General features: G+C 69.8%; 13 protein-coding genes. 8 read left to right on the top strand and 5 right to left on the bottom strand.

Annotated features, from left to right (window positions below):
* Positions 1–134 precede the first annotated feature (134 nt).
* Positions 135–1310, bottom strand: a complete 1176-nt coding sequence (locus Q1A98_RS08025) for an aromatic ring-hydroxylating dioxygenase subunit alpha (RefSeq protein ID WP_299571745.1) — start codon at positions 1308–1310, stop codon at positions 135–137.
* A gap of 70 nt (positions 1311–1380) precedes the next feature.
* On the opposite strand from Q1A98_RS08025, the gene Q1A98_RS08020 reads away from it, so the two are divergent.
* A complete protein-coding gene (locus Q1A98_RS08020) occupies positions 1381–1977 on the top strand; it encodes a TetR/AcrR family transcriptional regulator (protein ID WP_299571743.1) in 597 nt (198 codons plus the stop codon).
* Here Q1A98_RS08020 and Q1A98_RS08015 read toward each other — a convergent pair.
* Entirely contained in the window at positions 1920–2579 is a 660-nt protein-coding gene (locus Q1A98_RS08015; protein ID WP_299571742.1) for a TetR/AcrR family transcriptional regulator, read from the bottom strand. The two genes, Q1A98_RS08020 and Q1A98_RS08015, sit on opposite strands and share 58 nt — an antisense overlap.
* A 104-nt stretch (positions 2580–2683) precedes the next feature.
* Here Q1A98_RS08015 and Q1A98_RS08010 point away from each other — a divergent pair, with 104 nt between their 5' ends.
* A complete protein-coding gene (locus Q1A98_RS08010) occupies positions 2684–3706 on the top strand; it encodes a Rieske 2Fe-2S domain-containing protein (protein WP_299571740.1) in 1023 nt (340 codons plus the stop codon).
* A gap of 14 nt (positions 3707–3720) precedes the next feature.
* Entirely contained in the window at positions 3721–4809 is a 1089-nt protein-coding gene (locus Q1A98_RS08005) for a dihydrodipicolinate reductase (protein ID WP_299571739.1), read from the top strand.
* Between the two features lie 8 nt (positions 4810–4817).
* On the opposite strand, the gene Q1A98_RS08000 is transcribed toward Q1A98_RS08005, so the two are convergent.
* The 3 genes from Q1A98_RS08000 to Q1A98_RS07990 form a co-directional block, all read right to left on the bottom strand.
* Positions 4818–5981, bottom strand: coding sequence for a DUF6297 family protein (locus tag Q1A98_RS08000; RefSeq protein ID WP_299571736.1), 1164 nt, complete (start codon positions 5979–5981; stop codon positions 4818–4820).
* Positions 5978–6589, bottom strand: coding sequence for an ATP-binding cassette domain-containing protein (locus tag Q1A98_RS07995; RefSeq protein ID WP_299571733.1), 612 nt, complete (start codon positions 6587–6589; stop codon positions 5978–5980). Before Q1A98_RS07995 ends, Q1A98_RS08000 begins: the two co-directional genes overlap by 4 nt.
* Before the next feature lie 80 nt (positions 6590–6669).
* Positions 6670–7020, bottom strand: coding sequence for a hypothetical protein (locus Q1A98_RS07990; RefSeq protein ID WP_299571729.1), 351 nt, complete (start codon positions 7018–7020; stop codon positions 6670–6672).
* 52 nt (positions 7021–7072) lie between these two features.
* On the opposite strand from Q1A98_RS07990, the gene Q1A98_RS07985 reads away from it, so the two are divergent.
* The 5 genes from Q1A98_RS07985 (at position 7073) to Q1A98_RS07965 (ending at position 13480) form a co-directional block, all read left to right on the top strand.
* Entirely contained in the window at positions 7073–7999 is a 927-nt protein-coding gene (locus Q1A98_RS07985) for a hotdog domain-containing protein (protein WP_299571728.1), read from the top strand.
* Positions 8000–8194: 195 nt separating this feature from the next.
* Positions 8195–9001, top strand: coding sequence for a TIGR03084 family metal-binding protein (locus tag Q1A98_RS07980; RefSeq protein WP_299571725.1), 807 nt, complete (start codon positions 8195–8197; stop codon positions 8999–9001).
* A complete protein-coding gene (locus Q1A98_RS07975; protein WP_299571723.1) occupies positions 8998–10728 on the top strand; it encodes an acyclic terpene utilization AtuA family protein in 1731 nt (576 codons plus the stop codon). Before Q1A98_RS07980 ends, Q1A98_RS07975 begins: the two co-directional genes overlap by 4 nt.
* The gene (locus Q1A98_RS07970) at positions 10725–11885 is read left to right on the top strand and encodes an acyl-CoA dehydrogenase family protein (RefSeq protein WP_299571721.1); all 1161 of its coding nucleotides are present in this window, start codon (positions 10725–10727) and stop codon (positions 11883–11885) included. The genes Q1A98_RS07975 and Q1A98_RS07970 overlap by 4 nt, the downstream gene beginning before the upstream one ends.
* Positions 11882–13480, top strand: coding sequence for an acyl-CoA carboxylase subunit beta (locus Q1A98_RS07965; RefSeq protein ID WP_299571719.1), 1599 nt, complete (start codon positions 11882–11884; stop codon positions 13478–13480). Before Q1A98_RS07970 ends, Q1A98_RS07965 begins: the two co-directional genes overlap by 4 nt.

Here is a 13480-nt window from a genome sequence, read left to right as displayed (position 1 = left end):
CGCCCGTTCAACGATGACGCCGATGTCGACACGGGCCATCTCGTCGGAGCAGGCGGGCCCCCTCACGTCAGGGCTCTGACCAGCGGTGACGCCCCCCGACACCACGCGCCGAGTCTCACGATGAGATCGGCACGTCAGGCGAGGGAGATGCCGAGGGCCCCCGACAGCACCCGGACCATGTTCTGCACGCCGATCTCGTTGCGGCCCAGCAGCATGTGGTCGTGTTGTCCGCGCTGTGCACCCTGGCTGCACTGCGGCAGCATGGTGAAGTCCTCGTCGCGGACCGCCGCGTGCACCTGGGCGAAGATGCCGTCGTAGAGTTCGCGCTGCTCGTCGGTCGTCGCCGGGTACTTCGCCATCCAACTATGCCGGATGCGGCACCTGCCCGCGGCCCCGTCGGGGAGGATGTCGATCACCTCCACGCCCACCGGACTGTTCGCCAGGATGAGGTTGGGGTAGATCCAGTAGATCAGGCCCATCTGCGAGGTCGGGTCCCAGTGCTGCGCATCGGGCTCTGTGCCCTCGAGGGCGGTGATCCAGGTGAACGGGAAGCCGATCCGATGGTGTTTCCCGAAGGCGTCGTAGACATGCGTGTTCGCGATCGTGTTCTGTCCGATGACGCTGTCTCCGTGGACGAACGGGAAGTGGTATCCCTCGGCGAACGCCTCGAGCGCACCCTTCCAGTTCACGTCCGAGTCGAGGAACCGCTCGTCGTGGTACTGGTACGCCCCGAAGTCGAACTGCTCCAGTTCGGGTCCGATGCTGCCGAGATGGGCGTCGAGGTCGAGTTCGGCGCCGGCGGTGAGGACCGCCCACACCCACCCGTGCCGCTCCTCGCTGGGCAGTTCGACGAGCCCGTAGGAGTCGAGGTCGACGTCGTCGAAACCGGCCCGCCCGGGAACCCCCTTGAGGCGACCGCGGTTGTCGTAGACCCAGGCGTGATACGGGCAGGTGAACCGGCGCGCGTTGCCCGCGCCGCAGGCCGGCATCGCTCCGCGGTGACGGCAGTAGTTCAGGAAGACGTGCGCGGTGCCGTCGCGGTCACGGGTGATGAGCAGCGAGTCGCCGATGACCTCGCGGACGACGTAGTCGTCGACGACGGGGATCTGCGCCGACGCGAGCACGGCCAGGGGCGTGCGACGCAGGATCGTCGTCTGTTCGATGTCGGTCAGCTTGTCGTCGGAGTAATAGCTCAGCGGCACACGCATGGTCGTCGGGGCCATGTCCGTCGTCCCCGCGAGCGCGAGATCGAGTCCGCGGCGCGTCAGATCGGGGCCGAGGGGAGTCGTGGAGCCGAGCGTGGACGTCATGATCGTGACCATACACTGGCGCGCCGTACTGTCTACCCGTTTTGGCTCCGTTCACTGGTTGACTGATTCGATGCGGACTCACGGCTGGGGTGGTGACACCCCGGCATCAGACGACGAGGCTGTCGAGCGGATCCTGCGTGTGACCGGCGAGCTCATCGATTCCGGCGCGGCGAGTCCGTCGATCCTCCAGGTGGCCAAAGCGCTCGGGGTCACGCGGCAAACCGTCTACCGGTACTTCGCCGGTACCGACGAGCTCGTGCGCGCGGCCGCCGAACGCGCTGCCGAGCAGCTCGTCCGCGACCTCGCCGCGGCGACGAGCGGGATCACGGACGTGTCCGAGGCCGTCGTCGAGGCCATCGCGCGGACGGTGGAGATGCTGAGGGCCAACAGGCGTTTCGCACTTCTCTTCACCGGTGGCGATGCGGTCGCCGCCGTCACGTCGCCACGGGCCGTGGCACTGGGCCGGTCCATCGTCGACGGCTACGGCATCGACTGGACCGGGTGGACCGACACCGACCGCGACGAGCTGGTGGAACACATGCTGCGGACGGTGCAGTCGTTCCTCGTCGACCCCGGTGACCCCCCGCGCGACGGCGCAGAACTGCGCCGCTACCTCCGGCGGTGGGCAGGTGCCGGGGTGGGTCGGGCCACGCCCGGGTCGAGGTAGGCGACGATCGCGTTCGTGAGTCCGACGCGTGCGAGGTCGAGATCGTTGTAGGAGCCGAGCTGCCGCTCGGAGACGATGCCGCGCATGGCGCCCGGGATGAAGGCGGCCACCTCGGCCAGGCGGTCGGGGTCGACGCCGAGTCCGGCGAAGGCGCGTCGACACGTGTCGAGCCACGCCTCGCGCCAGGACGCGAATTCGGCTGCGGTGAGCGGGAACAGACGCTCGAATTCGTCGCGGTCACGAGGCATCGCCGCGCGCAGTGTCTCGATGGCGCGGGAGTCGGTGCCCGACAGGCCGTCGTAGAGGTTGTCGACGATCGTCGCGACGCGTTCGCGCAGCGTCGCGCCCGGTGCCGACTTGGCGGGGAGGTCCCCGCGACGTTCCGCGGTGTACCGCAGCACCGCTGCCCAGAGGCCGTCGATGTCCCCGAACTGGTACTTGATGGCACCCCATGTCGCGCCGGCGTCCTTGGCGATCCGGTTGCCCGACACCGACCCGGGGTCGCCTGTCGCCAGGGCGTGCAGCGCCGCGTCGAGCATCGATTCGCGCGTCGCCTGGCCGCGCTTGTTCGCGCGGCGTTCCGCCACACCGGTCTCGACCATGACCGAAGGGTACTGGTCAGGCTGTTTCGCAGACACCTCTGTCTTTTTTTCACAGAACCCTCTACGGTCGGAGACGTCGCCCGAGGGACAGCGGAAGGACAGCGATGGCGAAGACGCCCCTGCCGATGAGGCCGACCGGATGGTTCCAGGTCGCGTGGTCGGCCGAGATCGCTGTCGGCGCCGTGCACCGCATGCACTACTTCGACACCGAGATGGTCGCGTGGCGGTCGGCCACGGGACAGGTGACCGTCATGGACGCCTACTGTGAACACCTGGGTGCCCACCTGGGATTCGGCGGCACCGTCGACGGGGAGATCGTCCGGTGCCCCTTCCACGGATGGGAATGGAACACCGAGGGGCGCAACGTCTGTGTGCCCTACGAGAAGCGTCCGAACAAGGGTCGGAAGATCCGGACCTACCCGGTCGAGGAACACAGCGAGTCGATCTTCATCTGGCACGACGAGCAGCGCCGGGATCCCTACTTCGGCGTCGCCGCGGCGCTCACCGGGTTCGACGACGGGAAGAGCGAGGCCGACTACTACCCCGCGTACGGCCACAGCACCCTGTACGAGCCCGGCGTCGAGATCCACCCGCAGTACGTGATGGAGAACGGGGTCGATTTCGCGCATTTCACATACGTGCACGACACCCCGCTGGTCCCGGAGTTCACCCGACACGACTTCGACGCACCGGTGTCCTACGTCGACTTCACCGTCGCCTTCGACGATGTGCCCGCCGACGAGATCAACAGCGGTGTCCAGGCGATCAACTCGGGGATCGGCGTCGCGTGCACCAAGAGCTGGGGGATGATCGACAACAGGACTCTCACCGCGGTCACCCCTATCGACGCGACCACGTCCGACGTGCGGTTCACCACCTGGATCGGCCGCAAGCCCGGTGACGACAGCCCGGAACCAACCAGTCGGGCACTCCGGCACGCCGCGGGTGTCATCGAACAGTTCAGCAACGACGTCCACATCTGGAAGCACCAGCGCTACTCCGACCCGCCGGCTCTGTCCCCGAAGGAGTTCGCCGGCTTCACCGCCATCCGACGCTGGGCGACGCAGTTCTACCCCGACGACTTCGATCCCGTCGCCGCCGCCGCCCGCGCGCACACCACCCGCTGACCGAGAGGCTCACCATGACAACACCATCGACACCCATCCGCGTCTTCCAGGTGGCCACCGGCAACGTCGGCTCCGAGATGATCAAGCGGATCGCCACACACCGCGATCTCGAACTCGTCGGCGTGCACTGCTATTCGCCGAACAAGGTTGGTCAGGACGCGGGTGTGCTCGCCGGCCTCGAACCCAACGGGGTGATCGCGACCGGCAGCATCGACGAGATCATCGCCGCGAAACCGGATGTCGTGACGTTCCACGGCGTCTTCCCGGACGAGGATCTGTACGTGCCGGTCCTCGAGGCGGGTATCGACGTCGTCACCACCGCCGACTTCATCACCGGGCACCACCGCAACGCCAACCACAGCCATCCGTCGGGCAGGCCGATCACCGAGGTCCTCGACGCCGCCTGCCAGAAGGGCGGATCCACCTTCTACGGCACGGGCATGAACCCGGGCCTCGCGCAGATCCTCGGCATCGTCCACACCGCCGACGTCGCCGAGATCGAGAACATCACCGTCACCGAGTCCGTCGACGTCTCCTGCCACCACTCCGTCGAGACGTGGAAAGAGGTCGGCTACGGGCGCCCCGTCGACGACCCGACCATCCCCGACTCGTTGTACAAGTACACCGCCGTGTTCGAGGACAGTGTGCGGCTCATGGCCGACGCCTTCGATCTCCCGCTCGACGAGGTCGCGTTCTCCTACGAACTCGGTGCCTGCACGAAGGACGTCGACCTCGGCTGGTACCAGATGCCGAAGGGATCACTGGGGGCGAACTACATCAAGTACCAGGGGATCGTCGACGGGGTGCCGCGCGTCGAGACCCACCTCGAGTGGCAGATGACGCCGCACACCGATCCTGCGTGGGACATCAAGGGCTGCTACATCACCCACATCAAGGGTGACCCGAACATCTACAGCAAGCACATGATCTTCCCCAAGCCCGGCGTTCGACTCGACGACCCGAGCGATTTCGCGTCGATCGGCATGACGGTGACCGGCCTGCCGGCCATCAACTCGATCCGATCGGTGCACGAGGCCCGGCCCGGGATCATCACCAGCGCGGACCTCCCGCTGCGGGCGTTCGCGGGACGGTTCCAGCGCTGAGGTCGTGATCACATCAGGCAGGCCACCACCGCCACGACGACGACGGCGATGTGGCCGCGCAGCAGTGCCAGCAACAGCAGAGGTTGTGCCACACCGCCCTGACCGGTGACGTACACCGGTGCGTCCCAGGGCAACTCGGGACGCGTCGTGCGGCGCAGCGCGGCGACGACGACCCCGATCGCGATCACCGCCCAGGCGAGGGGAGACACCCCGCTGACGGTCATCGTCGCGGCGACCGTCCACGCAACGACCGCGGTGGCCGGGATGACGCTGTGCGCGAGCACCATCTGTGCATCCGACACCGCCAGCGACCGGCGCAGGGCGGGCGTGGTGGTCACCGTCCGGAGGCCTGACGCCACCGCACCGGCGGCGCGGTAGCCGAGCAGAGCAAGGACCGCAGGTGCGCCGGCGGACACCGACGTCGTGAGTCCGAGGGCCGCTGTGAGGGCGACGACCGCCGCCCACGCCAGGAGATCGCCTGGGCGTCGGCGGAGACGGACGACGTCGGCACGGAACATCGACCACACGACCGACGTGCTCGCGACCGCTCGGCTCGGCGACACGGAGTGTCCAGCGCACCAGCGAACCCGGCGCGCGTGCTCGACGAACTCGGTGTCGGCGGTCATCAGGAGAAGCGTCCCTGCGGCGGCCAGACCGTCGACCGGTGACACGACGCGGCGGTGCCACCGACCGATCGGACGCACGGCACCACCCGGCGACAGGCGCGCGCTGCGACGCATCTGTGCGAGCAAGGCTGTTCCGACGATCACCGCCGCGACGACCGCTCCGACCACTGCGCTCATGCCGACACCGAGCGATCCCACGCCGGGCGACGACCGCGCGAGAGCACCCACGATCAGCCCGACCGCGGCGCCCGAGACGACGATGACACCGAGGACCCGGACGAGCGCGGCGCCCAGGGCCGGTTCGCGGTGGGCTGGGCCGACGAGCGACCACCGCATCCGGGCGGTGGACACGCGCACCGGGCCCCACCACCACGCCGGGACACCGACGACACCTGCGGCCACGGCCCCGGCCCAGACGGCGACACCGATCAGTCCGCCCGAGACGGTGATCACGCCACCGAGAGCGTCGGGCCCGAGCACGTTCCAGAGCACTCCCGCACCGATCACCACCGCGAGGAGGACGCCGGGGATGTCGTCGCGGGTCATCGGCCGATCTCCACGGTGATCGGCCCCAGGTCGGCGACGATGTCCGGTCGGTGGGTGGCGAGCGCGACGATCGATCCCCCGTCACGTGCGACGTCGACGAGATGTGTGAGCCACGAACGACCTTCGACATCCAGTCCGGTCTCGGGTTCGTCGAGGACGACGAGCGCCGTTCCGGGCAGGAACGCCGCACAGAGATCGAACCGGGCCCACTGTCCGGTGGAGAGGGTGTGCGGGAAACGGTCGGCGAGATGGTCGATGCCCGCGTCGCCCAGCAGCTCGGCGCCGGCGCGGGGACCGCGTCGCCAGGTCGTCGACAGCAACTCCAGGTGTTCGGCGACGGTCAGTTCCGCGAACACGGCGTCATCCCCCAGATGGGCGGAGACGAGGCGGCGGAAGTCGGGGTCGGTCTCGTCGGCGAGGACACCGTCGAGAGTGATGGTGCCGCCGGCGACGGTTCGCAGGCCGGCGATGCACTGCAGGAGCGTCGATTTGCCGCTGCCGTTGCGGCCGGTGACCGCGAGCACGGTGCCCGAGTCGAGGGAGAGGGTGAGGTCGGTGACGAGGGACAGGTCGTCGATCGCGATGTCGACGTGGTCGAGAAACAGCACGGGTGTACTCCAGAATGCGGTGACGGCCGTCGGGCCGCCGGGTGGACGAGGGGCGCGGTGCGGCGGCCTCGTCGGTGTGATCAGGCCGTCGCGACGACGACACCCGGTGCGCGGGTGCGGCGGACGGTCGAGACGGCGCGGAGTGCGATCCGTGGTGTGTGCGGTTCGGGTGCGGCGGGCCGGGGGAGCGGTGGCGGCGGTGCCGGGCGACGCACGAGGATCGCCAGTCGAGCGACCAGGGCAGCGCGTGTCGTCGGGTGGCTCAGGACGACGAGGCCGACGGCCACGGTCGCGGACGCGGCCACCGCGCCCGGGGTGAGGGGACCGGCGAGCAGGATCGCCGACCACCACGACAGCGTCACGAGGAGAGCGGACGCCATGCCGTCGGCGCGCAGGAGCGACACCGCGCCGGGATGTGGTGTCCGACTCATTCGCACCTCCTCGCGTCCGGTCGTCGTCGTTGCTGCTGGTAAGCATCCTGGCATGACCCGAGCCGATTCCGCCTCCCTGACGATCGGAGACGATCCCCTCACCGTCTTCGGCGTGGGTGGCGAGCCGCCGACGGCCCCGGCCACACGGATGCGTCAGCGTCTCGGCGGACTGCTCGTCGACCACCGGGGTCGGATCGACATCGCGGCGTGGGCCGTCCTCGTCGACTCCGCGGCCGGGGCACCGTTCGTCGCCCAGACGCCGGCCGACCAGGGGGTGGTCCAGGCGAGTCTGGTCTTCGCCACCACCGGACTCGGGCTCGCGCCCGAGGGCGTGCTCGACGCGGTCGCGACGCTGCGGCACGACGGGGGATCGTTCGGGCTCACCTCCATCGACGTCGCCGCCGGCGACGACCTGGTCGCCACGGTGCTCGCCCGCAGCGCGCGGACAGGTCGGGTGTTCGACGACGTACTGCGGGAACGGCTCTCGGGTGCGGCAGCAGCGGACGGTCCGCGCGGGTGGCCGGTACCCGCGCGCCTCGCCGCGGACGCCACTCCGCCCCCGGCGATCGACCCGGTGCTGACCGGCGAGCAGATCGTCGCCGCGATCGTCGACGGCAGGATGGCCGCGGGACCCGTCGCCGACGTGCTCGGCCTGACGCCCACCGCCGGCGGGGCACTGTTCCGCCCGGCTCCGTGGATGGCGAACGCACTCGGGTCGATGCACGGCGGTGTGGTCGCGGCCGTCGTGGCGCAGGCGTGTTCGTGGGCCGGGCAGTCGCGGACCGGTGCCGGGCAGGACTACCGGCTCGCCGACCTGTCCGTCGACTTCTTCCGCTCGCCGCCCGTCGACGTCGACGAGATGACCATCGCGACCCGCTTCGTCCGCGTCGGCCGACGGGTCGTGTCCATCGCGGCCGACCTCCGTGCCCCCGACGACACCCTCGTCGTCCAGGGCTCCGCGGCCGTCCACCTCACCTGACCCAGGCGTCGACTGGGCGCTCGGACGCGTCGAGTGGGCGTTCGGAGCGATCGAGTGGGCGGCTCGGGGGCGGTCACGTGCCTACCGCCCATTCGACGCCTCCTGCCGCCCACTCGACGGGTGGTGGGGCGAGGCCTGGGAATAAAACAAGCAAGCGTGCTTGCTTTTTTGACTTCGCGATGGTGTGGTCGACTCATGACGGTTCTCCGTGACCTCGTCGAGGACATGACCGCCGAGGCGGGCGCGCTCGACGAGCTGGTGTCCGGACTCGATGACGATCAGTGGCGCACACCCACCCCGGCGGAGGGGTGGACGATCGCCGACCAGATCGGCCACCTCGCCTGGACCGATCACGTCGCGACGGTCTCCGCGACCGATCCCGACCGGTTCGCGGTGGTCCTCGCCGAGGGCGCCGCCGATCCCAGCACCTTCATCGACGACGCCGCGCGGGAGGTCGCGGGACGCCCCGACCTCCTCGAGTACTGGCGCCGCACCACTGCGCGCCTCGCGCAGTCGTTGCTCGCGGTGCCCGACGGCACGAAGCTCGCCTGGTTCGGGCCGCCGATGTCCGCGGCGTCCATGGCGACCGCCCGGATCATGGAGACCTGGGCGCACGGGCAGGACGTCGCCGACGCCCTCGGCGTTGCGGTGACGCCGACCGACCGGTTGAAGGCGGTGGCGCACATCGGGGTCCGCACCCGCGACTTCGCCTACGTCCTGCGTGGGAAGACACCGCCCGTCGCCCCGTTCCGCATCGAACTCGTCGCCCCGTCCGGTGACGAATGGGTCTGGGGGCTCGAGGACGCGACAGACCGCATCTCCGGGAGTGCGCTGGACTTCTGCCTGCTCGTCACCCAACGTCGGGCGCCGCAGGACCTCGGCCTCACCGTCGTCGGTGACGACGCCGCCGAGTGGGTCGACATCGCCCAGTGTTTCGCCGGCGCACCAGGACCGGGTCGCGCCCCGCGCTCAGCTGTCGACTCCGCGGCGACGGCCCGATGACCGCGCCGACGTCGCCGGTCCGCATCGGCAACGCGTCCGGGTTCTACGGCGACCGGTTCGCCGCGGTCCGCGAGATGCTCGAGGGCGGCGAACTCGACTACCTCACCGGCGACTACCTCGCCGAGCTGACCATGCTCATCCTCGGTCGAGACAAGATGAAGCACCCCGACCGCGGTTACGCGTCGACCTTCCTGCGCCAGATGCGGGAGAACCTGGCGGTCGCCCACGAGCGCGGGGTGCGCATCGTCACCAACGCCGGCGGACTGAACCCGGCCGGGCTCGCCGAGCAGATCCGTTCTCTCGCCGACGAACTCGGGATCGACGTGCGCGTCGCCCACGTCGACGGCGACGACCTCGTCGACCGGGCCGGCGACCTCGGTCTCGGCACGCCGCTGACCGCCAACGCCTACCTCGGTGGATTCGGGATCGCCGCTGCGCTCGACGCCGGCGCCGATGTCGTCGTCACCGGTCGCGTCACCGACGCATCGCTGGTCGTCGGACCCGCCGTCCATCACTTCGGCTGGGCCCCCACCGATCTCGACCCGCTCGCCGGTGCGGTGGTCGCGGGTCACGTCATCGAGTGCGGCACCCAGGCGACCGGGGGCAACTACGCGTTCTTCGGCGAGATCGCCGATCTCACCCACCCCGGGTTCCCGCTCGCGGAGGTCGCAGCCGACGGCTCGTCGGTGATCACCAAACACGCGGGCACCGGCGGTGCGGTGACCGTCGGGACCGTGACGGCGCAGCTGCTGTACGAGATCGGCGGGCCCCGCTACCTCGGACCGGACGTCACCACCCGGATGGACTCGGTCCGCCTCCAGCAGGTCGGAGCCGACCGCGTCGCGATCAGCGGCGTCCGCGGCGAGGCGCCGCCGACGACCACGAAGGTGTCGCTGAACTTCCTGGCCGGGTTCCGCAACGAGGTCACGATGATCCTCACCGGCCTCGACATCGACGACAAGGCGGCACTGGCCCGCGAGCAGTTCGAGTCGTCGCTGCCGACGAAGCCGGACTCGATCACGTGGGAGCTCAGCCGGCTCGATCGCCCCGACGCCCCCACCGAGGCGCAGGCGAGTGCGCTGCTGCGCGTCGTCGGACGCAGCCGCGAGCCGGAGCCCGTCGGCCGCGGCTTCTCCGCGGCAGCAGTCGAACTCGCGCTGGCGAGCTACCCCGGATTCAGCCTGACGGCTCCGCCGGCCGCGGGGACACCGTTCGGTGTGTTCGAGCCAGGACACGTCGACGCCGACCTCGTCCACCACCGTGTGACCCAGCCGGACGGCACTGTCGTGACCGTCCCGCCGAGCCCCGTCCGCGGCGACCTGCCGGCACTCGACCCCGATCCCGCCCCGGGTGGGCGCGACTGGGGTCCGACGGTCCGCGCCCCCCTGGGACACGTCGCCGGTGCCCGCAGCGGTGACAAGGGCGGCAGTGCCAACATCGGCGTCTGGGTCCGCGACGAGGAGCAGTTCGACTGGCTCGACGCGACGCTCACCGTCGACGCGCTGCGCGAACTCCTCCCGGAGACCTCGGACCTGACCGTCACCCGGCACCGCCTGCCCAACCTGCTCGCGGTCAACTTCGTCATCGAGGGAATCCTCGGACGCGGCGTCGCCGACAACGTCCGATTCGACCCCCAGGCCAAAGGGCTCGGAGAGTGGCTGCGCTCCCGGGTCGTCGACATCCCCGTCGCGTTCGGGGCCCACACAGGAACCGAGGACACCGTATGACCCTGGCCACCGCCACCTGGGAGACCGACGAACGACGCGAACTGCGGTCCACGGTCGCCGCTTTCGTCGAACGCCACATCCTGCCCTTCCAGGACTCCTGGGAGGCCGACGGTCTGATCCCGCGCGAGGTGCACAAGGAGGCCGCCGCGCTCGGGTTGTTGGGCATCGGGTTCGACGAGGCGGTCGGGGGGAGCGGCGGTGATCTGGTCGACGCCACCATCGTCGGCGAGGCGCTGCACGAGGCCGGTGCCGCCGGGGGCGTCTACGCATCGGTGTTCACCCACGGCATCGCGCTGCCGCACCTGGCAGCGGCCGCGAATCCCGACCAGATCGAGCGGTGGGTCCGTCCGACCCTGGCCGGGGAGATGATCGGCAGCCTGGCCATCACCGAGCCCGGCGGCGGCAGCGACGTCGGCCACCTGCGCACCACCGCGGTCCGCGACGGTGACCACTACGTCGTCAACGGGTCCAAGACCTACATCACCTCCGCGGTGCGTGCCGACTTCGTCGTCGCCGCGGTCCGTACCGGTGGACCCGGTGCGTCCGGCGTCTCGCTGCTGGTGATCCCGACCGACACACCGGGGTTCACCGTCACCCGCAAACTCGACAAGATGGGTTGGCGTTGCTCGGACACCGCCGAGCTCGGCTTCACCGACGTGCGTGTGCCCGTCGAGAACCTCGTCGGCGCCGAGAACAGCGGGTTCGTGCAGATCGCTCTCGGGTTCGTCACCGAGCGTGCGGGGTTGGCCACCCAGGCGTACGCGAGTGCGCAGCGCTGCCTCGACCTCACGCTGACGTGGGTGCGGGAGCGGGAGACATTCGGCAAGCCGCTCATCGCCCGACAGTCCGTGCAGGACACGGTGACCGAGATGGCCCGCAAGGTCGACGTCGCGCGCACCTACACCCGCGCCGTCGTCGAGCGGCGCGTCCGCACCGGCGACGACCTCATCGCGGAGGTCTGTTTCGCCAAGAACACGGCCGTCGAGGCAGGGGAGTGGGTCGCCAACGCCGCGGTGCAGCTGTTCGGTGGTCTCGGGTACATGACGGGCACCGAGGTCGAGCGGCAGTATCGGGACATGCGGATCCTCGGCATCGGCGGCGGCACCACGGAGATCCTCACCGGTCTCGCCGCGAAGCGGCTCGGGTTCCAGGCATGACGGCTCTGCGGTCCACGGTCGACGCGACCGACCCGGCGTTCACCGACAACGCGTCGACGATGACCGAGAAGCTCGCCGGACTCGAGGCCGAGTTCGCGAAGGCGCTGGCCGGCGGCGGTGAGAAGTACGTCGAGCGCCACCACAAGCGGGGCAAGCTCCTGGCCCGCGAACGCATCGAGCTCCTCGTCGACCGCGACACCGCATTCCTCGAGTTGTGCCCGCTGGCCGCCTACGGCTCCGACTTCGCCGTCGGCGCGTCGATGGTCGTCGGCATCGGGGTGGTGTCCGGCGTCGAGTGCATGATCGTCGCCAACGACCCCACCGTCCGCGGCGGCACGTCGAACCCGTGGACTCTGCGCAAGGGGTTCCGCGCCAACGAGATCGCGATGGCCAACCGCCTGCCGTGCATCTCGCTGGTGGAGTCCGGCGGCGCCGACCTGCCCACGCAGAAGGACGTCTTCATCCCCGGTGGGCGCATGTTCCGCGACATCACGCAGCTGTCTGCGGCCGGGATCCCGACGATCGCGCTGGTCTTCGGCAACTCCACCGCGGGCGGCGCCTACGTGCCCGGCATGAGCGACCACACCGTGATGATCGAGAACCAGTCGAAGGTGTTCCTCGGCGGACCGCCTCTCGTGAAGATGGCCACCGGGGAGGACAGCGACGACGAATCCCTCGGTGGTGCGGCCATGCACGCCCGGCGGAGCGGTCTGGCCGACTACTTCGCCCGCGACGAGCAGGACGCCATCCGCATCGGTCGGCGCATCGTCGCCCGCCTGAACTGGCGCAAGAAGGGTCCGGGCCCGGTCGCCCCGGTCGTCGAACCGCGCTACGACACCGAGGAACTGCTGGGCATCGTGCCCGGCGACCTGAAGATCCCGTTCGACCCACGCGACGTCATCGCCCGCGTCGTCGACGACAGCGACTTCGACGAGTTCAAAGCCGAGTACGGCTCCTCGCTGTGCACCGGCTGGGCACGGATCCACGGCTATCCCGTCGGTGTCCTCGCCAACGCGCAGGGCGTGCTGTTCAGCGCCGAGTCGCAGAAGGCCACCCAGTTCATCCAGCTGGCGAACCGCTCGAACACCCCACTGCTTTTCCTGCACAACACCACCGGGTACATGGTGGGCAAGGAGTACGAGCAGGGAGGCATCGTCAAGCACGGCTCGATGATGATCAACGCGGTGTCGAACTCGACGGTCCCGCACATCTCGGTCCTCGTCGGGGCGAGCTACGGCGCCGGTCACTACGGCATGTGCGGACGTGCGTTCGACCCGCGGTTCCTGTTCGCCTGGCCCAGTGCGAAATCCGCCGTCATGGGAGCCCAGCAGCTGTCCGGTGTCATCGCGATGGTGTCGCGGACGGCGACCGAAGCGCGCGGTGGCACCGTCGACGCCGAGGCGGAGGCGGGGATGCGCGCGATGATCGAGGCCCAGATCGAGGAGCAGTCGCTCCCGGCGTTCCTGTCGGGCATGCTCTACGACGACGGGGTCATCGATCCTCGTGACACCCGCACCATCCTGGGGATCGCGTTGTCGGCCATCGATTCCGCGCCGGTCGAGGGGACGTCGAACTTCGGCGTCTTCCGGATGTGA

It is taken from the genome of uncultured Williamsia sp. (assembly GCF_947494875.1).
Classification (GTDB): Bacteria; Actinomycetota; Actinomycetes; order Mycobacteriales; family Mycobacteriaceae; genus Williamsia_A.
Note: the sequence above shows the minus strand (reverse complement) of the source record. Positions and strands in the feature narration are given on the sequence as shown.

Excerpts from the sequence above, each read along its gene's own strand:
- Q1A98_RS08025 (WP_299571745.1), bottom strand. The coding sequence starts at position 1,310 with ATGACGTCCACGCTCGGCTCCACGACTCCCCTCGGCCCCGATCTGACG.
- Q1A98_RS08020 (WP_299571743.1), top strand. The coding sequence starts at position 1,381 with ATGCGGACTCACGGCTGGGGTGGTGACACCCCGGCATCAGACGACGAG.
- Q1A98_RS08015 (WP_299571742.1), bottom strand. The coding sequence starts at position 2,579 with ATGGTCGAGACCGGTGTGGCGGAACGCCGCGCGAACAAGCGCGGCCAG.
- Q1A98_RS08010 (WP_299571740.1), top strand. The coding sequence starts at position 2,684 with ATGGCGAAGACGCCCCTGCCGATGAGGCCGACCGGATGGTTCCAGGTC.
- Q1A98_RS08005 (WP_299571739.1), top strand. The coding sequence starts at position 3,721 with ATGACAACACCATCGACACCCATCCGCGTCTTCCAGGTGGCCACCGGC.
- Q1A98_RS08000 (WP_299571736.1), bottom strand. The coding sequence starts at position 5,981 with ATGACCCGCGACGACATCCCCGGCGTCCTCCTCGCGGTGGTGATCGGT.
- Q1A98_RS07990 (WP_299571729.1), bottom strand. The coding sequence starts at position 7,020 with ATGAGTCGGACACCACATCCCGGCGCGGTGTCGCTCCTGCGCGCCGAC.
- Q1A98_RS07985 (WP_299571728.1), top strand. The coding sequence starts at position 7,073 with ATGACCCGAGCCGATTCCGCCTCCCTGACGATCGGAGACGATCCCCTC.
- Q1A98_RS07980 (WP_299571725.1), top strand. The coding sequence starts at position 8,195 with ATGACGGTTCTCCGTGACCTCGTCGAGGACATGACCGCCGAGGCGGGC.
- Q1A98_RS07975 (WP_299571723.1), top strand. The coding sequence starts at position 8,998 with ATGACCGCGCCGACGTCGCCGGTCCGCATCGGCAACGCGTCCGGGTTC.
- Q1A98_RS07970 (WP_299571721.1), top strand. The coding sequence starts at position 10,725 with ATGACCCTGGCCACCGCCACCTGGGAGACCGACGAACGACGCGAACTG.
- Q1A98_RS07965 (WP_299571719.1), top strand. The coding sequence starts at position 11,882 with ATGACGGCTCTGCGGTCCACGGTCGACGCGACCGACCCGGCGTTCACC.